This is a genomic window from Luteimonas yanweni (genome assembly GCF_039548475.1).
Taxonomy (GTDB): Bacteria; Pseudomonadota; Gammaproteobacteria; order Xanthomonadales; family Xanthomonadaceae; genus Luteimonas.
The window spans coordinates 103,869-129,601 of the sequence record NZ_JBCLVC010000002.1 but is presented as its reverse complement, the minus strand read 5'-3'; the positions used below and the strand labels follow the sequence as shown (position 1 = coordinate 129,601).

The window sequence follows — 25,733 nt, the reverse complement described above, 5'->3', positions numbered from 1 at the left end:
TGACCGAAACAACATCCATCGTAGGGGGACACCCATGGTCTCAGGCCATCTGCAACGCCACGCGCTCGCCACGGCGCTTCTCGCCATCCTCGCCGCTCCGTCCCTGGTGTCCACGGCGCATGCCCAGGACGCTGCGCCCGCGGCCGACGAACAACCCACCACGCTTGCCGGCATCACGGTCACCGCGCAGAAGCGCGAGGAAGCCCTGCAGGATGTACCGATCGTGATCAACGTGCTGCCCGAGCAGTTGCTCGTGGATACCGGCGTGCGCGACATCAAGGACATGCAGGTGCTGGTGCCCGGCCTGACCGTGACCAGCACCCAGTCGGCCGCCCAGACCACCGCGCGCATCCGCGGCATCGGTACGGTCGGCGACAACCCCGGCCTGGAATCGTCGGTGGGCGTGGTCATCGACGGCGTGTACCGCGCCCGCAACAGCGTCTCCTTCGGCGACCTGGGCGAGCTGGAGCGGATCGAAGTGCTCAAGGGCCCCCAGGGCACGGTGTTCGGCAAGAACACCTCGGCCGGCGTGATCAACGTGATCACCCGCCGCCCGAGCTATTCGCAGAGCGTCGAAGCCGAGGTCACGGCGGGGAACTACGGCCTGTTCGGCGTCTCCGGCTCCTACAACGACGCGCTGGGCGAAAACGCCGCGTTCCGCGTCTATGCCACCAAGCGCAAGCGCGACGGCGTGGATGACGTGTTCACCGCCAACGGCCCGCGCCAGGAAACCGACGACGGCGACCAGAACTACCATGCAGTGCGCGCCCAGCTGCTGTTCGAGCCGACCGACGCCCTGAACATCAACTTCGTGGCCGACTACGCAAGCCGCGAAGAGAACTGCTGCGTGACCATGACCACCCATCGCGGGCCGACGGCGGCGATCATCGATGCGCTGACGCCGGGTGGCGTGGGCGTGATCCCGGTGCCGGACCTCGACCGCCGCCTGGGCTTCGCCAACCGCACCACCGAGCAGGACCTGAAGGACAAGGGCATCTCGGCCGAGGTCAACTGGACCACGCCCTGGGCCAACGAGGCGGTCCTGACCTCGATCACCGCGCTCCGCAACTGGGATGCGATCACCAGCATCGACTTCGACTACACCGCGGCCGACATCATGTACCGGCCGCCGGAGGAGGATTACTCGCTGGTCGCGTTCGAGAACTTCAGCCAGGAGTTCCGCCTGACCGGCTCGACCGACCGCGTCGACTGGATGGTGGGCCTGTTCTATTCCGACGAGGACCTGGCGCGCAACGATTCCTACTTCATGGGCGCGGCTTACGAGCCCTACCTGTCCACGCTCGTGGGCAGCCAGGTGCTGGCCGGGCTGGCGGGGGCGATCGGGCAGCTTCCGCCGCAGCTGGGACTGAGCGTGAACATGGCCAATCCCGCAACCTTCCTGTCTGAAGTCACGGGCCTGCCATTCGGGACCAACTACAGGGGCATCGGCGCGCATGACACCTATGCGCAGAACGCCAGGAGCGCCGCGATCTTCACCAACAACACCTTCCACGCCACCGACGCGCTGGATATCACCCTGGGGCTGCGCTACACGCGCGAGAAGAAAACGCTCGATTCGCACTTCACCAACCCGAACGGCAGCGCGGCCTGCGGCGTGGCCCTCTCGGATCCGGTCGGTGCGGTGGGCGGTGCGATGATCGGGCGGGTAAATGGCTTCGCGAACCTGCCGCCGGCGCTGCAGCAGCAGCTGCTTGAACAGATGCTGCCGCAGCTGGGTCCCGCGATCCAGCAGGTCGCCGGCTTCATGTGCCTGCCGTGGGCCAACGTCCTGCACGACGGCCGGGAGACGCGGCAGGAGAGCACCGAGAAGGAGTGGTCCGGCACGCTGAAGGTCGCCTACGACTTCTCCGATGACGTCATGGGCTACGTCTCGGCGGCGCGCGGTTACAAGGCCGGCGGCTTCAACCTGGACCGTGTGCAGGTCGGCATCACCCCGCAGGACGACACCTACTTCCCGGGCGAGTTCGTCAACAGCTTCGAGCTGGGCATGAAGTCGACCTGGGCCGAGGGCAACCTGCTGTTCAACGCCGCGGTGTTCCACCAGAAGTACGAGGACTTCCAGCTCAACAGCTTCCTCGGCACCGCGTTCGTGGTCCGCGCGATCCCCGAGGTGACCTCGACCGGCGTCGACATGGACCTGCTGTGGCAGCCGGGCATCGAAGGCCTCATGCTGCAGGGCGGCCTGACCTATGCGAAGACCGAGTACGGCGACGACCTGCTGCCCGACGCCGACCTGGTGCTGCTGCCCGGCAACCAGATGAGCTTCGCGCCGGAGTGGTCGGGCAACGCCTCGCTGACCTACGAGTGGGATTTCGGTGCCGACTTCCTTGGCCGCTTCAATGTGGGTGCCAAGTACATGTCGGACTACAACACCGGCTCCGACCTCGATCCGCAGAAGCAGCAGGATGCCTACACCCTGGTCAACGCGCGCCTCGGCTTCGGCAGCAGGAACCGCCGCTGGATGGTCGAGCTCTGGGGCCAGAACCTGACCGACGAGACCTACAAGCAGGTCGGGATCGACGCGCCGATCCAGGCGGGCTCGTGGAACACCTTCCTGGGTGCGCCGCGGACCTACGGGGTGACCGTGCGGTTCAACTACTTCTGAGTCCGCGGCCCCTGGTCGCATGCTGGTCCGGCGGCCCGCTTCGGCGGGCCGCCGTCGTTCCGGGTCCCTGCGCCGCCGCGCGCGCCACGCCCATCGGGGCGACAAGCCGCCCACGACGCCCGATACTGCGTGCTTTCGGCACGGAACGACGCGATGGATGTCCCTGGCGACGCAGAACTGGCACGACTGGCCGAGCACACCGGCGCGCGGCTGCAGGCCGACCGTGACATGCTGGTGACCGCGGAAAGCTGCACCGGCGGCTGGATCGCAAAGACCGTCACCGACGTGGCGGGCTCATCGGCCTGGTTCGACTGTGGGCTGGCTGCGTACAGCTACGAGGCCAAGCAGGCGCTGCTGGGCGTGCGGCCGCAGACCCTGGAGGAACACGGTGCGGTCAGCCGCGAGACCGTGATCGAAATGGTTTCCGGCGCGCTGGTCCATTCCGGGGCCACGGTGGCGGTGGCGGTGACCGGCATCGCCGGGCCGGGCGGCGGCACCGAAGACAAGCCGGTCGGCACGGTGTGGATCGGCTGGAAGCGCCGGGGCGGCTACCCGCAGGCGGAGGTCTTCGTCTTCGCCGGTGATCGCGATGCGGTCCGCAGGCAGACCGTGGCCGAAGCCCTGCGGGGACTGGAGCGGCTGCTTTGAGTCGCGTGTGACGACCTTGGCTAGCGGTGTTGCGTACCGGGCGGGATGACGCGCGCGGGCACGCCGACGTAGACGCACATCGTGTCGCTGCGATAGTGCGACCGCAGGAACGGCGCGGCGTCGAACACGTCCGCGTGCTGCGGATTCGAATACGCGATGATGAGCCGGCGCGGGGCGTCCCTGAGGGCCGCCTCGAGATTGGCGAGCACCTTGCGGATCACCACGTCGTCGAACGGATTGTAGAAGTAACAGAACAGGTCGCCGGGCGGCGGCTCGTAGGCGGCCGCGTCCATGCACAGCAGTTCGATGGCGGCACCGCGCGGCTGGCGCGCGCTGAACGCGGCGATGTTCACGCGCGCTTCCACGCACAGCGATTCGAACAGCTCGACGCCGACCACGTGCCGGAAGCCCATGTCGCTGGCGAGCGCGAGCGCACGCCCCTTGCCGGCGCCGTAATCAATGAAGGTGTACTCGGCAGGATCGAACGGCTGCGCGACACGCATCAGCCGGTTGAACTTGACGAACGGCAGCGGGGCATAGAAGACCGCGTTGTCCAGGTGTTGCGGGTGCGGTCCGGTCCCGACGGATTCGGTGGCCTCGATCCGACCCATGGTGGCAATGCCCAGCTTGCGATCGAGCCGCATCTCGCGCAGCGTCCGCAGCCAGAGGGGGATCTTGGCGATGACGCCGGACACGCCATCGATGCGGACCTGGCGGACCAGTTTTCGCGAGAATACGATCATCTCAGCCGTCCTGATCCAGCCAGGTCATGTGCAGGTCGGGTCGCCCGGCTGGAGCGAGGGCATCGCCCAGCCAGAGGCCGATGATCGGCTGGCTGCTGCGGGCGACGAATCCCTCGGCACGCCAGCCGGCCAGTGCTGCGGGTGTTGCCGCCAGCAGCAGGTGGATCGCGGGCCGCCGCTGCGCGCGCGCGGCGGCGGCCAGCGCCCGGACAAGCGGCCGCGAGAGCCCGGTCAGCGCGTCGGCCGACCAGTAGTCCAGCACCTGCAGCGGATCACCGGGCCTGTCCTCGGCGTCGCAAGCGAACCACGCCAGCAACGTTCCGTCGCCGTCGGACACGAGCAGATAGCGCGCCCGCCCGGCAGGCGGCAGGTCGAAGCGCCATTGCACTGCAGCGTGACCACGGACGCTGGCCAAGGCGCCAGGACGAGCCGGGGAATGCCACAGGCCATCCATCGCCGGATCGCTCGCCGCGGACCAGCGCCAGTGCAGACCGGACGTCAAACCGTCGGCCACGCGGTCGCGCACGACGCCGGCGGTGTCCAAGATCGCACCGAGCGGGTGGGCAAGGGTGGCAGGCAGGCGTCGCCGCAGGTAGGCGCCGTGGCGGAGCACCTTGGCATGCCGCACCAGCTCGCCCATCACGCCGAAGCCGGCACGCCTGCTCACCCCGACGGCGCCCGGTCGTGGCAGTCCATACAACAGATCGAACCGCCCCCGGGCCGCTTCTACCAGGGCCTGCTGCAGGAGCAGGGCCGGCCCAAGCGAGCGGTGCGACGCAGTGACGGCGAAATGGGCGACGACGGCCGCGCGGAGAGGCTGCCCCCGCCAATACATGGGGCGTGGACCGGCGCCGATCACGCCGACCAGCGCGCCATCCGGCTGGTGGCGCAGGAGCTGGATGATGGGTGGCCCATGTGGACTGTCGCGATAGAAATGGTCGTACTTGTCGGGCTGCATCGCCAGCGGGCCGAAATGGTCGCCCCAGATCGCAAGGATCGCATCGCGATCGCGCTCGACGTCGCCGGAATGGATGGTGTAGTGCGGCGACGGCTCGGGTGCCGCGATGGCCGCTTTGACAGCGCTCATGCACTCGCCACCAGCAGGCGCTTCAGCAACCGGTGCACCCGCTCGCCATGGTTCAGCACCACGCGGTTGAGCAGGGTGTTGTGCAGGATGGCGTAATCGCCCAGTTCGCATTGACCGGGCCAGAGGTTCGGGAACATGGTGTTGTCGGCCACGGTGCAGGAATCGACTGCCTGCAGCTGCGGATGCGTGTCGCGGATGCAGCGCATCTGAAACAGTTCGATGAGCACCCCGGGCGAATGTCGGGCATGCGCCTCTTCGTACGCGATCTTGAAGGTGAACGCCTGGTTCCCGCTGATGAAGTTGCACTTCATCGCGATCGGCCGGCCGTCAAGCTCCAGTGCAAGCATGTGCAGCTGGCCGCGCGCATGGGCTGCCCGGCAGGCGGCGAGCACGAATGCCCGCCGCGCCGCATCGGCGCCCATGGCGGTCCCTGCGCGGCCCTTCCAGCCTGAGGCTTCCACGTCCATGAAGTTTTCCAGCCAGGTCGTGAGGTCGTCGCCGTCGGACATGGTCCGGTAGCCTAGCGCGCCTTCCTCCGCCAGGCGGCGCTCCTTGCGGCGCAGGGTGCTGCGTTGCTTGGCGGACATGTGTCCGGGGTCGTCGGGCCTGTCCAGGCGATGCATCGCGCGCGTCCAGCGCGTGCGACGGGTCAGCAGCTGCGGCCGCCGTGCGATGGCCGTGTCCAAGGCGGAGGCCACTTCGCCGTCCATGCGGATGTCGACCAGCTCGATGACGCCTGCCGCCGCGCCCTTGCTGGCGAACCAGTCGAGGAGGGCGTCGATGGCTTCCTGCACGTGGCCGCGGTGGAGGAGCGGCGCGGCGAGGAACGCGGATTCGTGGATCCAGGACCGCAACGTCCGCTTCGGCAGGCGCTTGAAGTGGGAGCGGTACGTCAGCGGCAACACGCAGATCAACCCGTTCGTGGCGCTGCGTACCGACAACAGCTGAAGAGGCTCGCTGGACAGGTGCTCCAGTGCGGGTCGCAAACACCAGCTCTCGTAGAACGGGTTGGGTTCGGTCGCGTTGGCGGCCAGGTGGTCGATCTCCAGGGCGAATGCGTCATCAATCCGCCTGACCTCGGTCAGCTGGACACCTGGAATGCGAGATGCGTTCATGGATACGTCGGGTCCCCTGTTCGGCGGCGGATTTCCGCCCGTTGCAGGCTTGATAACGCAGGAAGTACCGCGTGCTGGACATGTCCGGCGGAGCTCCGGATGCGCGCGCCGCCGGTATAGTTGCGCGATGCGCCGCGATTGCATCGACCTCGTTCCCTGCCGGGTTCGCCACCGGTGACCATGCTCGACGCCCTCGCCGGGGTCCGCGATCTGGGGCGCCTGCAGGAGATCGCCAGCGTCTTCGTGCGCCACGGCTTTGGCGACCTCGTGCGCCGCAGCGGCATGGCCGGCGTGCTCGAGCGGGCCGGGCGCCTGCTGCACTGGGAGCGTGCCGAGGAGCGGCTGGAGATGAAGCCGCCGCAGCGCCTGCGCTGCGCGCTGCAGGAACTGGGACCGACCTTCGTCAAGCTCGGCCAGGTGCTGGCCACGCGCGTGGACCTGCTGCCGCCGGAGTGGATCGCCGAGCTGGGGCTTCTGCAGAACGCGGTCCCCGCGCTGCCCTGGGACGCCGTGCGGCCGCAGCTCGTGGACGACCTGGGCGTCGAGCCGGACGTGGCCTTCGCGCGCGTGGAGCCGGTGGCGATCGCCGCGGCCTCGCTCGCCCAGGCGCACCGGGCGTGGCTTCACGACGGCACCGCCGTGATCCTGAAGGTGCGCCGGCCCGGGATCGTGGAGGTGGTCGAGGCCGACATGCGGCTGATGGGGCGCCTGGCCGAAATGGTCGAATCGCAACTGCCGGACCTGCGCCGCTATCGGCCGGTCGAGGTCGTGCGCCAGTTCCGTGCCTCGCTGCGGCGCGAACTGGACTTCGCCGCGGAATGCCGCAGCGCCGAGCGGATCGCTGCCAACTTCGCCGGCGACGACAGCGTGCTGGTGCCGCGGGTGCACTGGCAGTGGACGTCGGAGCGGCTCAATGTCCAGGACTTCGTGGATGGCATTCCCGCCGGCGACCTCGCCGCGGTCGATGCCGCCGGCCTGGACCGCGGCGCGCTGGCCCGCGCCGGTACGGGCATCGTGCTCAAGATGGTGCTCGAGGATGGCCTGTTCCACGCCGATCCACACCCGGGCAACCTCTTCTTCCTGCGGGATGGCCGCATCGCGGTCATCGACTTCGGCATGGTCGGCCACCTTGGCGAGCGCCGTCGCATCGAAATCGCGCGCCTGCTGCACGGGATGGTCGAACAGGACGCCGAGGCGGTCGCCGACATCCTGCTGGACTGGAGTATTGGCGGCGAGGTCGACGAAGAGCGGCTCGAGGCGGACACCGCAGTGGTGGTGGACCGCTATCGCGGCGTGGCCCTGAAGGACCTGCGCATGGGCACCATGCTGTCCGACGCCGCCGGCCTGCTGCGCCGCCACGGACTGATGCTGCCGCCGGACCTTGCGCTGGTGATCAAGGCCTTCCTCACGCTGGAGGGCTTCGGCCGCCAGCTGGATCCCGGTTTCGACATGGCCACCGAGGCGCGGCCGTGGCTGGAGCGGGCGCTGCGCCGACGCTTCGCACCCGGCGTCCTGGCCCGGCGTGGCCGCCGCGGCCTGGCGGGAATGCTGGAATTCGGTGCCGAACTGCCGCGCGACCTGCGCCGGCTGGTTCGCGCCGCGCGCGGTGGGCGGCTCGGCGCGCGCATCGACATCCCCTCGCTGCAGGCCGTGGGCGACCAGGTCGACCGGGCAGCCAGCCGGTTGACGATGGGCGTGATCACCGCGGCGCTGATCATCGGCTCGTCGATCGTGATGAACAGCGTCGGCGGCGGGGCGCGCAACCAGTGGCTGATGGCGCTCGGGGTGGCCGGCTTCGTGGGCGCCGCCGCGGTGGGAGTGTGGATCGTGTACTCGATCTGGAAAGGCGCGCACAGGCGTTGATTCCCGCGGGCATTAGTAGTATTACTACTAACCATGGATCTTACCGATACCCAGCAGGCCATCCTCGCCCTGATCGCCGAGCGCATAGCGGAGGAGGGCATGCCGCCCTCGCAGGCCGAGATCGCCCGCGCCTGCGGCTTCAGCAGCGTGCGCGCCGCGCAGTACCACCTCGAGGCCCTCGAAGCCGCCGGCGCGATCGAACGCATCCCGGGGCGCGCGCGCGGGATCCGCGTGCTGCGGCCGCCGGAGCGTCCGCAGGGGGCGCTGGACTTCCCGGGAGTGGACGGCGCGGACGATGGCGCAGCCACAACCGCTGGGACGGAACGCCGGCCTGCCGTGGGCACAACCCTCCCCGAGGGCGCGGCGCCTGCGAACTCCGCCGCGGATCTCCTGGAGCTTCCCGTCCTCGGGCAGGTGGCCGCCGGCGTCCCCATCGGCGCCGACATCGGCAGCGACCAGATGGTGCTGATGGACCGCGCCTTCTTCTCCCCGGCGCCCGACTACCTGCTGCGCGTGCGCGGCGATTCCATGCGCGACGAGGGCATCTTCGACGGTGACCTCATCGGCGTGCATCGCACGGCCGACGCGCGCTCGGGCCAGATCGTCATCGCCCGCATCGACGACGAAATCACCGTCAAGCTGCTGAAGATGGGCAAGGACCGCATCCGCCTGCTGCCGCGCAACCCGGACTACGCGCCGATCGAGGTCCTGCCGGACCAGGACTTCGCCATCGAGGGCCTCTACTGCGGCCTCGTCAGGCCGAACCGGTGACGGGGAATTCCCCCACTGCCGCGCGCGCCTTCCACCGCTGCCGGTGAGCCAGGGCTGGCACTAGTTTCGAACCACGGCGCGATGTCGCAGCCCCTGCGACCCTCGCCACCCACACTGACCACATTCCGAATACCTGATCCGAGGACACCAACGATGGACGAAAACAAGAAGCGCGCGCTTTCCGCGGCCCTGGGCCAGATCGAGAAGCAGTACGGCAAGGGCTCGGTGATACGCATGGGCGACCGCGTCGCCGAAGTGGTGCCGGTCATTCCCACCGGCTCGCTGCAGCTCGACATCGCGCTCGGCATCGGCGGCCTGCCGCGCGGCCGCGTGATCGAGATCTACGGTCCCGAGTCCTCGGGCAAGACCACGCTTACCCTGCAGACCATCGCCGAATGCCAGAAGCAGGGCGGCACCGCGGCCTTCATCGATGCCGAGCACGCACTCGACCCGACCTACGCCCAGAAGCTCGGCGTCAACGTCGACGACCTCCTGGTGTCGCAGCCCGATACCGGCGAGCAGGCGCTGGAGATCGCCGACATGCTGGTGCGCTCCAACGCGGTCGACATGGTGGTGATCGACTCGGTCGCCGCGCTTACCCCGCGCGCCGAGATCGAGGGCGAGATGGGCGACCAGCTGCCGGGCCTGCAGGCCCGCCTGATGAGCCAGGCGCTGCGCAAGCTGACCGGCAACATCAAGCGCAGCAACTGCATGGTGTTCTTCATCAACCAGCTGCGGCACAAGATCGGCATCATGATGCCGGGCCAGAGTCCCGAGACCACGACCGGCGGCAACGCGCTCAAGTTCTACGCATCGGTGCGCCTGGACATCCGCCGCATCGGTGCGATCAAGAAGGGCGACGAGATCATCGGCAACCAGACCCGCATCAAGGTGGTCAAGAACAAGATGGCGCCGCCGTTCAAGCAGGTCATCACCGAGATCCTCTACGGCGAGGGCATCAGCCGCGAAGGCGAGCTGATCGACATGGGCGTGGAGGCCAAGCTGGTCGAGAAGGCCGGTGCCTGGTACAGCTGCGGCGAAGAGCGCATCGGGCAGGGCAAGGAGAATGCCCGCCTGTACCTCAAGGAGAACCCCGAGGTCGCGAAGAGGATCGAGGGCGAACTGCGCGCGCGGCTGATGCCGCAGGCCGTCCTGGCTGCGGCCGAAGCAGGCGCCGAGGTCGCCGTCGAGACGGGTGCGAAGACGGGCAAAGGTGCCAAAGAGGCCAAGGAAGCGAAGGCCTGAGCATGGCGCGGGTGGGTGAGGGCGGGGCTGGCAGCGGCGAGCGCGAAGGTGGGTCCGGTCGCGGCCGGCGGCCCCGGCCGGAGCCGACCCCGGCACAGCGGGCGCTCGCCCTGCTGGTCCGGCGCGAGCACTCGCGCAAGGAGCTCGCCCGCAAGCTCGAGGCCCGCGGCGTCGAGGCCGGGCAGGCCGAGGCGGCGGTCGAGCGCATGGCCGAAGCGGGATGGCAGGACGATGGCCGCTTCGCCGCAGGGCTGGCGCGCATGCGTGCCGAGTCGGGCTACGGCCCCCTGCGCATCCGCGCTGAACTCGGCACGCATGGGCTTGGCGGCGAGGACATCGGGGCCGCGTTCGAGGCGCTGGCGGAATCGGGCGCCGACGACTGGAGGGCGCGCGCGCGCGACCTGGCGCGGCGCCGCTATGGGGCCGCGCTTGCCCATGATCCGGTGTTGCGGCGCAAGGCCGCCGACCTCCTGTTCCGTCGCGGCTTCGACCATGAGACGGTGCGCGCGGCGACCGCCTCCGGTGACGCCGACGACTGAGCGGCCTGTCCGGCGGCTGTCCGCCCACTGCGGAGTGCTGCGGGGCGGCCGCGGCCTGCTAACCTAGACCGTTCCGAGCGCAAGCGCCCGGCGCCCGTGTCCGGCTGCGGCCAGTGGAGGCGCCGGGAAGGCGCCGCCCCCGCAAAAAGCCCGTACGCCAGATGCCTGATCGCACCCACTCCGCGCGCCCCACCACGGCCGATATCCGTCGTGATTTCCTCGACTTCTTCAGCAGCCGCGGCCACGCCGTGGTGCCCTCGGCATCGCTCGTCCCGGGCAATGATCCGACCCTGCTGTTCACCAATTCGGGCATGGTCCAGTTCAAGGACGTGTTCCTCGGCGCCGAGAAGCCGGGCTACGTGCGCGCGACCGACGTCCAGCGCTGCCTGCGGGCCGGTGGCAAGCACAACGACCTCGACCAGGTCGGCTACACCGCGCGCCACCACACCTTTTTCGAGATGCTCGGCAACTGGTCGTTCGGCGACTACTTCAAGAAGGAGGCCATCGCCTGGGCCTGGGAGCTGCTGACGCAGGTCTGGAAGATCCCGGCCGAGCGCCTGCTGGTCACGGTCTACCACACCGATGACGAGGCCTACGCCATCTGGCACGACGTGGTCGGCGTGCCCACCGAGCGCATCGTGCGCATCGGCGACAACAAGGGTGCGCCCTTCGCCTCGGACAATTTCTGGCAGATGGCCGACACCGGCCCCTGCGGCCCCTGCACCGAGATCTTCTACGACCACGGCGCCCACATCCCCGGCGGTCCCCCGGGCTCGCCCGACGAGGACGGCGACCGCTACATCGAGATCTGGAACCTGGTGTTCATGCAGTTCGACCGCCAGCCCGATGGGCACCTGGCCCCGCTGCCGGCACCCTGCGTCGACACCGGCATGGGCCTGGAGCGGCTGGCCGCCGTGCTGCAGGGCGTGCACGGCAACTACGAAATCGACCTGTTCCAGGCCCTGATCGGCGAGGCGGCGAAACTCACGGGCACGCAGGATCTCGACAACAAGTCGCTGCGCGTGATCGCAGACCACATCCGCGCCTGCAGCTTCCTGATCGTCGACGGCGTGCTGCCGTCCAACGAGGGCCGCGGCTACGTGCTGCGCCGTATCATCCGCCGCGCCCTTCGCCACGGCTGGATACTGGGCGTGCGCAAGCCCTTCTTCCACGCCCTGGTGCCCACCCTCGACGCACTGATGGGGGATGCCTACCCGGAACTGCGCGCGCAGCGTGCGCTGGTCGAGCGCGCCCTGCTGGCCGAGGAGGAGCGCTTTGCCGAGACCCTGGATTCGGGCATGCGCATCTTCGACGAGGTCGCCGCGCGCAGCGCGGGGCCCGCGGCCAGCGGAATGATCCCGGGTATCGATGCGTTCCGCCTGTACGACACCTACGGCTTCCCGCTTGACCTCACCGCCGACATGGCGCGCGAGCGTGGCATGGACGTCGACATCGCCGGCTTCGAGGCCGCGATGGAGCAACAGCGCGAGACCGCGCGCGCCGCCGGCAAGTTCGGTGGCGGCACCACGCTTCCGGCGGAGCTGGTGGCGAAGATGGCGCCGACCGGCTTCCTCGGCCACGAGCAGCTGCAGGCCGATGGGCTCGAGGTCGTGGCGCTGCTGCGCGACGGACGCCCCGCGCAGCGTATCGAAGCGGGCGAGGAGGCGATCGTGTTCCTGGACCGCACTCCGTTCTATGCGGAATCCGGCGGCCAGGTCGGCGACACCGGCGAGCTCGCGCCCGATGCGGCGGCCACGCCAGTGGCGACCGGCGGCGGCTTCCTGGTCGAGGACACCCGCAAGTTCGCGGGCCAGTACCACGGTCATATCGGTCGCCTCCGGACCGGCACGCTGGCGGTGGGCGACCGCGTGTCCGCCGGCGTGGACGGCGCCCGCCGCGGAACCACCGTGCTCAACCACAGCGCCACCCACCTGCTGCACGGCGCCCTCCGCGAGCGCCTGGGCAACCACGTTGCGCAGAAGGGCTCGCTGGTCGCGCCCGACCGCCTGCGTTTCGATTTCTCGCACTTCGAGCCGATCACCGCCGACGAGCTCCGCGACATCGAGCTCCGGGTCAACGACGAAGTGCGGGCCGACCATGGCGTCAGCATCCGCGAGATGGCGATGCAGGAGGCGATCGACGCCGGCGCCATCGCCCTGTTCGGCGAAAAATACGGTGAACGGGTGCGCGTGGTGAAGATGGGCGACTCGGTTGAACTCTGCGGCGGCACCCACGTCGGCCGCACCGGCGAGATCGGCCTGTTCAAGCTGGTGTCCGAGGGTGGTGTCTCCGCCGGCGTGCGTCGCGTCGAGGCGCTCACCGGCCGCGCCGCGCTCGATCACGTGGCGGGGGAGCAGGCGCGCCTGTCCGAAGCCGCGCGCCTCCTGGGCGGCACCACCGCCGAGGTCGGCGAGAAGCTGCGCGCGCTGTTGGACCGGCAGAAGAAGCTGGAGCGCGAACTCGAGGCGATGAAGGCGCGAGCTGCCAGCAGTGCCACGGCCGACCTGTCCGCCGGCGCGGTCGATGTCGGCGGGATCAAGGTGCTGGCGGCGCGGATCGAGGGCCTCGACGCCCGCGCGCTGCGCGATGCCCTGGACCGGTTCAAGCAGCAGCTTGGCGATGCCGTGGTGCTGCTTGCCGGCGCCAGCGACGGCCGTGCCGCACTGGTGGCTGGCGTCAGCGGAAACGCGCTTGGCCGGATCAAGGCGGGCGAGTTGCTCTCGCACGTGGCCGCGCAGGTCGGCGGCAAGGGCGGCGGCCGCGCGGACATGGCCCAGGGCGGCGGCGAGGACGGGCCGGCCCTCGAGGCCGCGCTCGCCGCGGTCCCGGCCTGGGTTGCGGAGCGGGTGGCCTGAACCGCGCCGGGATTCGTTACTTTGTGCATGCACGCAGCGGGTCGGCGCCTAGTTATCATGGCGGGATCGCGTGAACACTCGGGAAGGCCGCTGGTGCGCGCCTTCCAGCAAAGACCGGGCGGAGACCCGGCCCATGGAGCTCCCACATGTTGATTTTGACCAGGCGGGTCGGCGAGACGCTCATGATCGGTGACTCGGTCACGGTGACCGTGCTCGGCGTCAAGGGTAACCAGGTGCGCGTCGGCATCACCGCGCCCAAGGATGTTTCGGTCCACCGCGAAGAGATCTACCAGCGCATCCAGCGCAATGAGCCCGTGGCAGCGGCCGGCGAGGACGGCGGCACCGACGAGGACGTCAGCAATTCGAATTAAGTTTGCCGGCTGCGGGCCGAGCCGGTATTCTTACGCACCGCGCCGGCCTGGCCAGCGTGGGGATGCAACACCCGGAGAGTTGCCCGAGTGGCTGAAGGGGCTCCCCTGCTAAGGGAGTATAGGGTTTATAGCTCTATCGAGGGTTCGAATCCCTCACTCTCCGCCAGTTCAACGGCGGAAGGCGATTGACGAAAGTTGGCTGTCTCTGCATAATTCCGCTTCTGCACAACGCGCCCGTAGCTCAGCTGGATAGAGCACCAGGCTACGAACTTGGGGGTCGGAGGTTCGAATCCTTCCGGGCGCACCACAGGCAACACGCAAAAGGCCAACGGGCTTGCACCGTTGGCCTTTCTGCTTTTGCGGGCCGGCACGGGTCGCGAGCCTGACGCCCGGCTGAGGCCGCGGCCCATCGCGGGACCAAGTGTGACGCCCGGCACCCTCCGGGGCGCGGCGCGCCGGTACGATCCGATCCGCACCTGTCCGCGCGCGCGGACGCCGGTGCCCACATCCAAGCCGCGACGTCGAACAGGGGCGCTGTCGCCATTCCCGGAGTTCCCCCGATGCGATTATGTCTTCACCAAGAAGTGCGATTACCTGCGTGCTCGACCGCCGCAGATCCCGAATCACGGCCTTCGCGCAGGCCCCGCTACACGCGCATCCTGGCTGCAGCAGCCACCGTATTCCTTCTTGCCGCCTCGCTCCCGGGCTTTGCCGCCGAGTGGTTCGTATCCACGGCGGGCAGTGACAGCACCGGCACCGGCACGCTGCAGAAGCCGTTCCGCACCATCAGGCACGCCGCAGCAGGCAGCGTTTCGTCCGCGGGCGACACGATCACCGTCCGTGGCCCGCCCAGCAACCGCACCTACAACGAGTGCGAAGTGCGCCTGCGCCACCGGCTCGTGCTCCGCACCCATCCGGGCGAACGTGCGCATATCCAATGCGGCAACACGTCCGATGTCGCGGTGCGCATCGATGTCAACGCCTCGGGCAGCCGTGTGGCGGGCTTGGAGATCAGCGGCGGCTACTACGGCGTGATGCTGATGACCAACTGGGAGCAGGGCGGGCCGTCCAGCGCCCATGGCGCGCGCAACGTGGTGCTGGAGGATCTCCTGATCCACGACACCGGTCGTGACGGCATCAAGATCACCCCCAAGTCGGACAACGCGACCATCCGTCGCGTCGAAATCCACACCACCGGCGTCGGCTATCCGCCGGGCACGCCGGACGATTCCAAGAACGCCGACGGCATCGACAACGTCAATGGCTCAGGCATGGTCGTGGAAGACAGCTACATCCACGACACCGCGACCACCGGCCTGTATTTCAAGGGCGGCGCGGCCGACGTGGTGATCCAGCGGAACCGGATCGAGAACACCGGTGACGCGGGCATCCTGGTCGGCTTCGACACCAGCCCGGAATTCTTCGACCTGCAGCTCAACCCTGGCTACTACGAGGCGATCCGCGGCACGGTGCGCAACAACTACGTGCGCAACGCCGGCTATGCGGGCATCGGCCTGTATGCGTCCAGGGATTCTCTGGTCGCCAACAACACGATCGTCAATTCGGCGCGGAAGGGCCATGCGCCGCTGTACTTCGGCATCACCTTCCAGGACTGGGACCCGGCCGCGGGGCGCCCCGCCAACCGCAATCCGATGCTGCGCAACAACCTGGTGATCCAGGATGGCGGCCGCTGCGTGGAGATCCGCTACTCCAGCGAGCTCGGCGGCCTGTCCGGGCTCAGCGGATCGCCCGGCAGTGACTACAACGGTTTCCAGGCCAGCTGCCGGTTCCGGGACGCGCGGCCCGGCAGCAACCTGACGGATGGTTCGCTGGCGCAGTGGCGATCGACCACCGGTGCGGATGCCAACAGCATGTCGGCTACGTTCACAGTCGACGCCACCGGGCACCTGCCCGCCGGCAGCCCGGCGATCGATCGTGGCGTGGCCCTGTCGCAGGTGCTCGACGACATCGACGGCCAGATTCGTCCGACGCGCTACGACATCGGCGCCGACGAGTACGCGGGGTCCAACCCGGGGCCGTCGCCCCGCAACGGTTCCGCTCCGCTGGTGCCGCCCGCGCCCGGTCCCGCGACCGCCGGCGAGCGTCCCGGCAGCGCAGGGATGCCGGCAGCGGCCGGTGATCACACCGCGACAGGGAGCGCGCCGGTGCCGGCAGGCGTCGTGCACGCCGAGGCGCAGCGCCAGGTCCGCATCACCGCACCCGCCGTGGTCGCCTGGCAGCGCTTCATGGCCTGGCTGGGCGCAGCGCGTGACAGAGTGACCCTGCAGATGGAGTGACACGCCGTCACATGGCGATGCCCAAGGGCCCCGGTGGAGACGCCGGGGCCTTTTGCCGTCCGGGCCGTGGCCGTCTTTGCACGCATTCCGAGTTTTCCCATGCAGGTGATCCGGATTGGACCGGGTCTGGCACCAGGCCGAATGGGGGAGCAATGCACAGACAGGCTGCCACTTGCACGGTGGGCACTACGCCCGCCGCCCGGAGGTCCCCGTGATCGGCGTCTTTGGCAGCCGCGCCAACCAGGTGGCCCGGTGGCTGTGGATCGGCGAGTCGCTGCTGGTGGTGCTGGCGGTGGTGGCGGCGATCTGGCTGCGCTTCCCCGACGATCCCGCCGGCCGCGAACTGCTGTTCGAGCGCGGTCCGGTGCCCGCGCTCCTGGTGTCGGTCTTCGTGACCATGTCGATGGCCGCGTTCGGCCTCTACCAGGCGCATATCCGGCTCAGCCGCAGCGAGCTGCTGCTGCGCCTGCTGCTCGCGTTCTGCTTTGGCGGCATCGCGCTTCTGGTGCTGTACTACCTGATGCCGTCGACGTATATCGGCCGGGGCCTGCTCGCGATCACCCTGGCGCTGGGGTTTGCCGGCGTCTACGGGCTGCGCGTCGTCGTGCAGAGGCTGATGCGCGGGGAAGCGTACAAACGCCGCGTGCTTGTCTACGGTGCCGGGCGCAACGCCGACCTGATCAACTGCCGCATGCGGCGCCGGGCGGACCGGCAGAGCTTTGCGGTGCTCGGCTTCCTGCCCGTCCCCGGCCAAGAGGTCGTGGTGTCTGCCGCGCTGTGCCTGGACGTCGAGGAGTCGCTCCCTGCCCTGGTCCAGCGCCTGGGCGTGCACGAGATCGTGGTAGCGCCCGACGAGCGTCGGGGCGGACTGCCGATGGAGGACATCCTGGCCTGTGCGCAGCGCGGCGTGTCGGTGGTCAACCTGCCGGCGTTCTTCGAGCGCGAGGCGGGCATGATCAAGCTCGAGGTCGTGGACCCCTCGTCGCTGGTGTTTTCGGGCGGCTTCGACCACTCCTTCATCCGCCGGCTCAGCAAGCGCGCCTTCGACCTGGCGGCGGCGCTGGTACTGCTGCTGGTGGGCTGGCCGGCGATGCTGCTGGTCGCGCTGGCGGTGCGCCTGGAGGATGGCGGCCCGGCACTGTACCGGCAGGTCCGGGTGGGCGAGGGCGGTCGCAGCTTCGAACTGGCGAAGTTCCGCAGCATGCGCACCGACGCCGAAAAGGATGGCGTTGCGCAGTGGGCCAGCAGCAACGACGACCGCACCACCCGCGTCGGCCGCTTCATCCGCAAGACCCGCCTGGACGAGCTGCCGCAACTGTTCAACGTGCTGACCGGCGACATGAGCTTCGTCGGCCCGCGGCCGGAGCGGCCGCAGTTCGTCGACCAGTTCAACGACGAGATCCGCTACTACCGCGTGCGCCACTCGGTGAAGCCGGGCCTGACCGGCTGGGCGCAGCTCCGCTATCCCTATGGCGCATCCGCCGCCGACGCGCACGAGAAGCTGAAATTCGACCTGTTCTACGTCAAGAACCACGGCCTGCTGTTCGACTTCCTGATCCTGCTGCAGACCGTGGAGGTGGTGCTGTTCGGGCGCGGTGCGCGATGAGCCGGCCGCACGCCGGCGTGGATTCCGTTCTCTTTGACTTGAACCCTTCATGGATGTCCCAGTGAGCCAGTACGAAGCACAAGTCCGCACGTTCATCGACGAGAACTTCCCGCCCGCCAGTCCCGGCGAGGCGCCCGCCGCCGACCTCAGCCTGCTCGAGTCCGGCGTGATCGATTCAATGGGCGTGCTGCTGCTGGTCACCTGGCTGGAGCAGGACTTCGGCTTCGTGGTCGACGATGACGAAGTGGTTCCGGAGAACCTCGACAGCATCGCCGCCATCGGCGCCTTCGTCGCGCGCAAGCTGGAAGCGGAGCCGGCGCAGTGACCGCACGCTGCGAACGCTGGCTTGCGCGGGCGGCCGCGGCGCATCCGGACAAGGTGGCGATCGTGCGCGGCGGGCAGCGCGTGGACTACGCCACCCTGCACGCCGACAGCGAGCGCTTTGCCGCCGCCCTGGCCGGGCACGCCGGCCTTGAAAACGGCGACCGCTGCGTGGTGTTCCTGGAGAATTCGGTCGAGGCGGCGGTCGGGGTGTTCGGCACCCTGCGCGCAGGCGGCGTGTTCTCGGTCATCAACCCCACCACCAAGGCCGACAAGCTGGCCTTCGTGCTTGGCGACTGCAGCGCGTCGGTGCTCCTGACCCAGGCCAGCCTGCTGCCGGCCGCGCTGTCGGCCGCGGCCCGCGCGCCTGGCCTGCGGCGCATCGTGGTGGTTGATGGCGAGGGCGATGGTGCCGACGGCACGCCCATCGGCTATGACCGCTTCCTTGCGGCGGCCGATCAGGCCCGGCTGCCGGCGGAGGTCGGCATCGACATCGACCTGGCCATGCTGGTCTACACCTCGGGATCGACCGGCAATCCCAAGGGCGTGATGATGACGCACGCCAACGTGCGCTTCGCCGCGGCCTCGATCACGACCTATCTGCGCTCCAGCGGGGACGACGTGGTGCTCAGCGTGCTGCCGCTGGCCTTCGACTACGGCCTTTACCAGCTGCTGATGTGCGTGAAGCTGGGCGCCACCCTGGTGCTGGAGAAGTCCTTCGCGTTCCCGCAGAAGGTGCTGCCGTTGCTGGCCAGCGAGGGCGTGAGCGTGTTCCCGCTGGTGCCGACGATGGCCGCGCTGCTGCTGCAGCTGCGCAACTTCGACCCCGCCTGGGCGCGAAGCGTGCGTTGCCTCACCAATACCGCCGCCGCGCTGCCGCCAGCGCACATCCGGCGCCTGCAGCAGCTGTTCCCGGCCGCGCGGGTGTACTCGATGTACGGCATGACCGAATCAAAGCGCTGCACCTGGCTTCCGCCCGAGGAGCTGGAGCGCCGACCCGACAGCGTCGGCATCGCCATCCCCGGCACCTGCGCCTGGGTGGTCGACGATGCGGGCCAGCCGCTGCCGCCGGACACCATCGGCGAACTGGTTGTGCGCGGCGGGCACGTGATGCAGGGCTACTGGAACAACGCCGAGGCCACCGCCCGCACCCTGCGGCCGGGGCGCTATCCCTGGGAGCGCGTCCTGTACACGGGCGACCTGTTCCGGATGGACGCGGAGGGCTTCCTGTACTTCGTCGGGCGCAAGGACGACATCCTCAAGTCGCGCGGCGAAAAGGTCAGCCCGAAGGAAGTCGAGAACGTGCTGTACGCGATGCACGGCGTGCGCGAGGCGGCGCTGGTGGGCGTGCCCGACCCGCTGCTCGGCCACGCCCTCAAGGCGCTGCTGGTGGTCGATGGCCCCGGACTGGACGCGCGCGCGGTCATCGCGCACTGCCGCGCCCACCTGGAGGAGTTCATGGTGCCGCGCACGGTGGAGTTCCGCGACTCGCTGCCGAAGACCGGCACGGGCAAGATCCGGCGCAGCGAGCTGCAGGCCGAGGCCGACGGCGCTCCGGAAGCCGGGCTGCACGCGCTCCCGTCCTGAGCGCAGCCCTCGGGGATGGCCGTATCAAAGATGGATCGGGCCGTCGCCGTCGCCGCGCGTCATGTGGATCCGGTCCGCTGAGGCATCCCACGGCGCAAGCGCCGCATGCAGTCCTTTGGACACCGCCAGGGCGTAGTTGGACGGCCCGCGCAGGAAGCCGTGGCGGCGCAGCGCGGCGCCCCAGGCGGCGTGCTGCTGGTTGCTCACCACCAGGTCCACGCCCCGCGCCCTGAGATGCTCGCGGGCGGCCAGCGCCACTGCCGATTCCTGGCCGGGAAGGGCAAGGCAGTCGACGAGCGTGCCCAGTCGCATATCGCCGAACTGCTTGTGGCCGTCCAGGCGGCTGTCGAAGACCAGCGCCCATCCGACCACGCGTCCCGCCACCGATACCTTGAGCCGGATCGGCTTTTCCGCCTCGGGCGGGTACAGCGCGTTGAGCTCGCGCGTATCGCGCAGGGCGAGCAGGGCGTAGTGGCCGTGCGCCTCCTGCCAGATGGCGTCGGTCCAGTCACCGAAGCGGTCGGCGACTTCGACCGTGGGTCGCGGGCCTCGCAGCCAGCGTGCCTGGACCAGGCCCAGTGCCGGAGCGGCCAGGCCGGTCGCGGCGATGATGTCCAGGGCCATGCGGCGGAGCGCAGAGCCGCGCAGCACCCTGATGTTGCGCAGGAATGCCGCCGGCCGCACCACGTGGAAATAGAACGGCACCAGGCCGACCGTCCAGCCCATGCTTCGCAACACGGTGGGCAGCGGCGTGTGGGCGCCGCCCATGCCCAGCGCGTACATCGTGCGGTTGCGGCGCGACGCACTGGCCAGGACCTCAACGCCCACGCGCGCGTGCGCCGGGTCGATGCTGCCTTCGGACAGCGGCAGCTGCAGGTTCCTGATGTCGTCCCGGACTTCGCCCTCGAGCGCGAACGGCTGCTGCTTGACCAGGTAGCCGCCGCGCACCTCGCCGTCGGCAAGCGCGACGTAGCCTTCGAGGAAGGTGGTGCGCCCGGGGTCCTTCGGCAGCCACGGGATGCGGCTCGATGCGGGGAAGCGGAACGGCGAGCCGCCGTCGGCCAGGCGCCGGTTGAAGCGGGCCACGGCCGCTTCGTGGTCGGGCAGGTAGGCTTCGATCGCCATCGTCAGGACGTGCCGTGGCTGAACTTGTGCCGCAGCCACCGGCGCTCCAGCCGGCCGCGCTCGGACGCGGTGAGCGCATGCACGCCGCCGCGCGACGCGGCGACGTGGTCGAGCAGCGTCGACACCGGCACAAACCAGCCGCCGCGTCGGGAAAGCCGCGTCATCAATTCGACGAAGCGGGGATCAAGCACGCCGTCGTTGCAGAACCCCTTTCCGAAATGGGTGTACATCACGCAGGCGCCACCTTCGTCCTCCAGTTTCTCCTGTGCCTCTTCGCTCAGGGTGGCGTTGAAGATGCCGCAGTTCGCGCCCTCCGATGAAGCGAACCACGACTTGACCCAGGGCCGGTCGGGGTCGTGATAGGGCATCCACGGGCATGAGGCCATGGTGTTGGCGCCGGGAAAGGTGAAGTTGCGCACGTAGTCCACCTCATCCAGGCACAGGTCGCCCCAGAACGAGGGATGGCCTTCCACGTGGCCGCCGAAACCGCGCTGCCGGTAACGGGTCAGGGCATCGTAGACCAGGCGCTGCGGGCCGCTGACCCGGGCGCTGCCCCAGTACATGCCCTCGCCGCAGTCGGTGTGGGTGGCGAGCACGCGCGGGCGCTGTCCGAAGAGCGTCTTGAAGCGATCCAGGCCCCGGGCGATCTCCTCGCGCAGGGAGGTGTGGTAGGTGACGTTGTGCAGGCCGATCTCGAACCCTTCGGCCTGCAGCTGCAGGACCCAGTCCAGGTAGGCGGGCTCGGCGCAGGTGGCGCCGCCCACCACGCTGGGCGGCCGGCTCGGGCCGAGCGGCCACACCGACTTGGTGGTCATGATGCCGAGGTCGCGGAGCAGGGCGTAGACCGCGGGAGCGTTGTCCAGCGTGCTGCGGTCGGTGTCGTCGAAGATTGTGAAGGCGAAACGCTTGCCGTCGGGCCAGGCCGGTGTCGCGGGCAGGGGCGTCATGCGTCCACCTCTTCGACCCTGTCGGGCTCAAGCAGCGTGATCGACTCCGGGATCGGGCAGGGGCGGCCGGTATCGAAGGTGAAGCGCGGCGCGTCGCACGCGTCGGGTACGGAGCGCATGAACACGTCCAGGCATGGCTGGTTGCGGTCGCTGGCGACGAAGTCCGCCACCACGCGCCCGGCGCCGAGCCGCAGCGCCTGCGCCAGCAGCCATGCCAGCATCGCCTCTTCTATCTGGCGCCCCATGACCCTGCAGCTGAGGACGAAATCCGCGACCACCGCATCGGTGCCGTCGATCGCCAGGCTCGCGATGCCGGTCAGGCCGGAGTCGCCGAAGCGGTCGTCGACGCGAAAGGTCCATGCGTGGTGGCCCGGCATGGCGGCCCAGTCGGCGAACTCGGTCGCGGCCATGCGCCGGGTGCGCAGGTTCATCTGGTTGGTCTTGTTGAGCAGCTGCGCAGCGCGCTGCAGGTTGGCCGCGGACAGCGGCTCCACCGTGACCCTGGTGCCGAGCCCGCGCAGCCACGAGGCGAGATCGCCCACGCGTGCCCGCGCATCCCGGCGCACGCGCTCGCGGGCGTAGGCATCGGCGCGATCCGCATCCTCGGCGGTGAAGTGCAGGGCGTCGAAGCAGTCCATGCCGCGCAGCGCGTGCGCGTACAGCATGGGATCCCGCGGCCAGTCCGGCACCAGCACCTCCGGCAGGGCGGAGCGCACGCGCTCGCGTTCCACCGGGTTGTCATCGATGAACACCACCGAGTCCAGGCCCAGGCGCAACTCCGCGGCAAGGTCGGCGATGTTGGCCGCCTTGTCCGCCCAGTTGATCCGCCAGCCGGCGAAATCACCGCGGCGCAGGCGCATTTCCGGGTGCTGGTCGATCGCCTCCAGGGCCACGGCTTCGGTGTTCTTGCTCGCGATCGCCAGCACCACGCCGCGCTGCTTGAGCAGTCTCAGCTCCTCCTGGAAGGCCGCGAACGCTTCGCCGGCATGGTGGTGGCCGCCGAGCGCCAGCGCCTGCCAGCCGACATCGCCGACTACACCGCCCCACAGCGTGTTGTCGAGGTCGACCACGACCAGCTTCCGCGAGCGCCCCTGCAGCGCGCGGAGCGCGGCGCGGATGTCCGCCGCCGCGGCCGCGAAGACCTCCGCGCCATACGGCACCTTGCCCATGAACCACATTTTCGGCGAATGGGCGCGCTCGCCGCCGGCGAGCAGCCAGCGCTGGGCGTCGAGCACCAGCACGTTGTCGCAGCCCTGCAGCTGTTCTGAAAGGCGGACATTCATGCGCGCGAGTGCGATCTGGATCCCGTGGCCGTCGCGATACTCAAGGGGCCCGCGGCCGCGCCCCGAGGCCGGCGCCACCCATGCCGGCGCCAGCAGCATCCGGCAGTGCTCCGCGGCCGCGACCAGCAGCGCCGCGTAGGCGTCGACATCGGCCAGCAGCGCGTCGGTCTGGCAGCGGTCGCCGGCAAGCAGCCGCCCGAACGCCGGCGATACCGCCGCCGCCCTGGCCCAGGCAACCGTGCAGTCGGGCCTTGTCTGCCACGCGCCGTGCCCGGGGTCGGCCAGGACCTGTGCCACCTGGCCGTAGTCGGCGCAGTCGACGGCGAGCTGCAGGTCGCCGCCATCGGCCGCCAGGTGGTTGGCCAGCACCTGGGTATTGAAGTCCGAGAGCAGCAGGCAGCGCAGCGTCCGCGCGTTGCCAGCGACCGGAGGTTGGCCCGTCATCGTGCGTCGACTCCTTCCGCCAGCGCGTCCGCCAGCGCGGCGAGGGAACGGAAAGGGTTCTGCTCCAGCGGCAGGCCGATCATGTCGGCAAGCGGCAGTTCGACCCCGAACGCGTCCATCAGGCGGTCCTCGATATCGACGACCAGCCCCATCAGCGTCAGTGATTCGACCTTGGAACCACTGCCGACCAGGGCGAACGCCGGCGATTTTTCCAGCGTGCGCGCCGGCGGCAGCTGCGCATTCATCGCATCGATGGCCTGGTCCAGGATCGCGGCGACGGAGTCTCGGGTAGTCATGTGGTTTCCAGCTCGGGCAGGGGAGGTGCAGGCACGGCTGCGGATGCAGTGCGGTGCAGCAGGCGGGTGGAAAGGATGCCGACGAAGGCCTGGTTGTCGGCGAATCCGGTCGCCTTGCCGCTCCGGGCTTTGGCGTACAGGCGCGACACCGCGTCGGCGTCGAACATGCCGTCGGCGCGGAGCGCATCGGGATCGAAGGCTTCGGCCACGTAGTCCAGCGGCTTGCCGTCGACGAAGAAACTCTGGCTGTCTGGCGCGCGATAAGGCTGCTTGGTGCGCCGCAGGATGTCGTCGGGAAGCAGGCCGGCCAGCGCCTTGCGCAGCACGTGCTTCTCCGAGAGTCCGTGGATCTTCCACTGCGGTGGAAGCCGGTTGGCGAACTCCACTAGGGTGTGGTCGAGGAAGGGATAGCGGCCCTCGATCGATGCCGCCATCGCCGCGCGGTCGCCCTGGCTTGCCAGCAGGTAGCCGGCCAGCAGGGTCTTCGCCTCGACGTACTGGTCGCGCGCCAGCGGCGCCCAGCGCATGATCGATGCGGGCAGGCGCGACTCAACCAGGGCCATCGGATCGAAGCCCGCCAGCGAGGCGCGCAGCTCGGGGGACAGGAACGCCAGCGCGCGCGCGGACGTGGACCAGCGCGGCAGGTGGGCGAACACCGGGCGTCCGATGTGTTCCATGCCCTGGCCGAAGAACGCGGCGGCGAATGCCGGGTTGGACGACGGCGAATTGGCCAGGTAGCCGTACAGCCGCCCCAGCAGCCGCGGACGCGCGGCCGATCCCGGTTGCCGCGCCCAGAAGCGGCGCACCTTGGCCTCCTTGAACAGGTCGTAGCCGCCGAAAACCTCGTCAGCACCTTCGCCGGTAAGCACCACCCTGTAGTCCTGGCGGCGCACTTCATCGGCGAGGAGCATCAGCGGAACGCCGGCGGTGCGAAGCACCGGTGTCTCGGCGTGGGCGACGAAGCGCTGGAAGCCCGCGCCGATCTCGTGCGCGCCGATGCGCAGCGTGGTGTGGTCGGTGCCCAGGTGGCGGACCATCGCCTGCTGGTGCTCGCTCTCATCGAATTCGCGCTGGGCGAAGGCGACCGAAAACGTGCGAACCGGCGTCCGGGTGGCGGTGCGGATCAGGGCCACGATGCCCGAGGAGTCCAGGCCACCACTCAGGTAGGCACCCACCGGTACGTCGGCGCGCAGCTGCAGGCGCACGGCGTCCACCAGGCGCTCGCGCAGCTCGCCCGCGGCCTGGTCGATGTCGCGCCACGGCCGGGCCGCATCCCCGGTTTCAGGGAAGCTCCAGTCCCAGTAGCGATGCAGGCGTTCACGGCCGTCGGCCTCGATGGCGAGGATGTGCCCCGGCGGCAAAGTGGAAACGCCCTGCCAGGCGGTGTCGGGATCCAGCGGCGCCCACAGCGTCAGCGCCTGTGCCAGGCCGAGCGGATCCAGCCGCGCATGGCCTGGAAGCGCCGCGAACAGGGCCTTCACCTCCGATGCGAACCACAGCGTGCCGCGGGCGCGGGTGTAGTACAGCGGACGGATGCCGAGGCGGTCGCGGGCCAGCACCAGCCGCCGCCTGCGTGCATCCCAGAGCGCGATCGCGAACTGGCCGTTGAGGTGCTCGACGAACGCGTCGCCGTGGCGCTGGTACAGGTGCACGATCACTTCGGTGTCCGAGCGCGTGCGGAAGACGTGGCCCTGCGCCTCCAGCTGCGCGCGCACCTCCACGAAGTTGAAGATCTCGCCGTTGAAGACGGTCCACACGCTGCCGTCGGGACTGGCCATGGGCTGGTCGCCGGTGGCCAGGTCGATGATCGACAGCCGCGCATGCGCCAGGCCCACGCCGTCATCGACGTGGACGCCGTAACCGTCGGGTCCGCGATGGGCGAGGGTGGCGATCATCGCGCCCAGTACCGCGCGTGCGCCATCGGGCGGCACCGGGCTTCCGAGGTAGCCGGCCAGTCCACACAT

Annotated in this window: 20 protein-coding genes and 2 tRNA genes; 14 read left to right on the top strand and 8 right to left on the bottom strand. The window is 69.4% G+C overall.

Annotation, left to right across the window (positions count from 1 at the left end):
• Window positions 1–34 precede the first annotated feature (34 nt).
• Both WCE39_RS00645 and WCE39_RS00640 read left to right on the top strand, forming a co-directional pair.
• Window positions 35–2,626 carry a TonB-dependent receptor gene (locus WCE39_RS00645; RefSeq protein WP_343274777.1) on the top strand — a complete coding sequence of 864 codons (2,592 nt, stop codon included), beginning with the start codon at window positions 35–37 and terminating at the stop codon, window positions 2,624–2,626.
• A 153-nt stretch (window positions 2,627–2,779) separates the two neighbouring features.
• Window positions 2,780–3,274: a CinA family protein gene (locus WCE39_RS00640; RefSeq protein WP_343274776.1), complete on the top strand. Its 495-nt coding sequence runs from the start codon at window positions 2,780–2,782 to the stop codon at window positions 3,272–3,274.
• Between the two features lie 20 nt (window positions 3,275–3,294).
• On the opposite strand, the gene WCE39_RS00635 is transcribed toward WCE39_RS00640, so the two are convergent.
• Genes WCE39_RS00635 through WCE39_RS00625 form a run of 3 tightly spaced genes read right to left on the bottom strand, consistent with a single transcriptional unit; the run spans window position 3,295 to window position 6,219 of the window.
• Window positions 3,295–3,969 carry a class I SAM-dependent methyltransferase gene (locus tag WCE39_RS00635; RefSeq protein ID WP_343274775.1) on the bottom strand — a complete coding sequence of 225 codons (675 nt, stop codon included), beginning with the start codon at window positions 3,967–3,969 and terminating at the stop codon, window positions 3,295–3,297.
• A 49-nt stretch (window positions 3,970–4,018) separates the two neighbouring features.
• On the bottom strand, window positions 4,019–5,104 hold the full coding sequence (locus tag WCE39_RS00630; protein ID WP_343274774.1) for a GNAT family N-acetyltransferase: 1,086 nt from the start codon (window positions 5,102–5,104) through the stop codon (window positions 4,019–4,021).
• On the bottom strand, window positions 5,101–6,219 hold the full coding sequence (locus tag WCE39_RS00625; RefSeq protein WP_343274773.1) for a GNAT family N-acetyltransferase: 1,119 nt from the start codon (window positions 6,217–6,219) through the stop codon (window positions 5,101–5,103). The genes WCE39_RS00630 and WCE39_RS00625 overlap by 4 nt, the downstream gene beginning before the upstream one ends.
• Before the next feature lie 180 nt (window positions 6,220–6,399).
• Here WCE39_RS00625 and WCE39_RS00620 point away from each other — a divergent pair, with 180 nt between their 5' ends.
• The 12 genes from WCE39_RS00620 (at window position 6,400) to WCE39_RS00565 (ending at window position 19,674) form a co-directional block, all read left to right on the top strand.
• On the top strand, window positions 6,400–8,082 hold the full coding sequence (locus tag WCE39_RS00620) for an ABC1 kinase family protein (protein ID WP_343274861.1): 1,683 nt from the start codon (window positions 6,400–6,402) through the stop codon (window positions 8,080–8,082).
• Window positions 8,083–8,115: 33 nt separating this feature from the next.
• Complete coding sequence (gene lexA / locus WCE39_RS00615; RefSeq protein ID WP_343274772.1) at window positions 8,116–8,853, top strand: transcriptional repressor LexA; 738 nt, start codon at window positions 8,116–8,118, stop codon at window positions 8,851–8,853.
• 153 nt (window positions 8,854–9,006) lie between these two features.
• On the top strand, window positions 9,007–10,098 hold the full coding sequence (gene recA, locus WCE39_RS00610) for a recombinase RecA (RefSeq protein WP_343274771.1): 1,092 nt from the start codon (window positions 9,007–9,009) through the stop codon (window positions 10,096–10,098).
• Between the two features lie 2 nt (window positions 10,099–10,100).
• Window positions 10,101–10,637: a regulatory protein RecX gene (locus WCE39_RS00605; protein WP_343274770.1), complete on the top strand. Its 537-nt coding sequence runs from the start codon at window positions 10,101–10,103 to the stop codon at window positions 10,635–10,637.
• 161 nt (window positions 10,638–10,798) lie between these two features.
• Complete coding sequence (gene alaS, locus WCE39_RS00600) at window positions 10,799–13,492, top strand: alanine--tRNA ligase (protein WP_343274769.1); 2,694 nt, start codon at window positions 10,799–10,801, stop codon at window positions 13,490–13,492.
• 146 nt (window positions 13,493–13,638) lie between these two features.
• Window positions 13,639–13,863, top strand: a complete 225-nt coding sequence (gene csrA, locus WCE39_RS00595; protein ID WP_343274768.1) for a carbon storage regulator CsrA — start codon at window positions 13,639–13,641, stop codon at window positions 13,861–13,863.
• A gap of 73 nt (window positions 13,864–13,936) precedes the next feature.
• Window positions 13,937–14,029 (top strand) — tRNA-Ser (locus WCE39_RS00590).
• Window positions 14,030–14,093: 64 nt separating this feature from the next.
• A tRNA-Arg gene (locus tag WCE39_RS00585) sits at window positions 14,094–14,170 on the top strand.
• Between the two features lie 253 nt (window positions 14,171–14,423).
• Window positions 14,424–16,160 carry a right-handed parallel beta-helix repeat-containing protein gene (locus tag WCE39_RS00580; RefSeq protein ID WP_343274767.1) on the top strand — a complete coding sequence of 579 codons (1,737 nt, stop codon included), beginning with the start codon at window positions 14,424–14,426 and terminating at the stop codon, window positions 16,158–16,160.
• A gap of 211 nt (window positions 16,161–16,371) precedes the next feature.
• Complete coding sequence (locus WCE39_RS00575) at window positions 16,372–17,766, top strand: TIGR03013 family XrtA/PEP-CTERM system glycosyltransferase (protein WP_343274766.1); 1,395 nt, start codon at window positions 16,372–16,374, stop codon at window positions 17,764–17,766.
• 61 nt (window positions 17,767–17,827) lie between these two features.
• Window positions 17,828–18,091, top strand: coding sequence for an acyl carrier protein (locus WCE39_RS00570; protein WP_343274765.1), 264 nt, complete (start codon window positions 17,828–17,830; stop codon window positions 18,089–18,091).
• Window positions 18,088–19,674: a class I adenylate-forming enzyme family protein gene (locus WCE39_RS00565; protein WP_343274764.1), complete on the top strand. Its 1,587-nt coding sequence runs from the start codon at window positions 18,088–18,090 to the stop codon at window positions 19,672–19,674. Before WCE39_RS00570 ends, WCE39_RS00565 begins: the two co-directional genes overlap by 4 nt.
• 24 nt (window positions 19,675–19,698) lie before the next feature.
• Here the strand turns inward: WCE39_RS00565 and WCE39_RS00560 are convergent, their stop codons facing one another.
• The 5 genes from WCE39_RS00560 to asnB are packed head-to-tail and all read right to left on the bottom strand — an operon-like array spanning window position 19,699 to window position 25,733.
• On the bottom strand, window positions 19,699–20,799 hold the full coding sequence (locus tag WCE39_RS00560; RefSeq protein ID WP_343274763.1) for a hypothetical protein: 1,101 nt from the start codon (window positions 20,797–20,799) through the stop codon (window positions 19,699–19,701).
• 2 nt (window positions 20,800–20,801) lie between these two features.
• Window positions 20,802–21,746 carry a polysaccharide deacetylase family protein gene (locus WCE39_RS00555; protein WP_343274762.1) on the bottom strand — a complete coding sequence of 315 codons (945 nt, stop codon included), beginning with the start codon at window positions 21,744–21,746 and terminating at the stop codon, window positions 20,802–20,804.
• Window positions 21,743–23,473 carry an HAD-IIIC family phosphatase gene (locus WCE39_RS00550; RefSeq protein WP_343274761.1) on the bottom strand — a complete coding sequence of 577 codons (1,731 nt, stop codon included), beginning with the start codon at window positions 23,471–23,473 and terminating at the stop codon, window positions 21,743–21,745. The genes WCE39_RS00555 and WCE39_RS00550 overlap by 4 nt, the downstream gene beginning before the upstream one ends.
• Window positions 23,470–23,769, bottom strand: coding sequence for a hypothetical protein (locus WCE39_RS00545; protein WP_343274760.1), 300 nt, complete (start codon window positions 23,767–23,769; stop codon window positions 23,470–23,472). Before WCE39_RS00545 ends, WCE39_RS00550 begins: the two co-directional genes overlap by 4 nt.
• Window positions 23,766–25,733: an asparagine synthase (glutamine-hydrolyzing) gene (asnB, locus tag WCE39_RS00540; protein WP_343274759.1), complete on the bottom strand. Its 1,968-nt coding sequence runs from the start codon at window positions 25,731–25,733 to the stop codon at window positions 23,766–23,768. The genes WCE39_RS00545 and asnB overlap by 4 nt, the downstream gene beginning before the upstream one ends.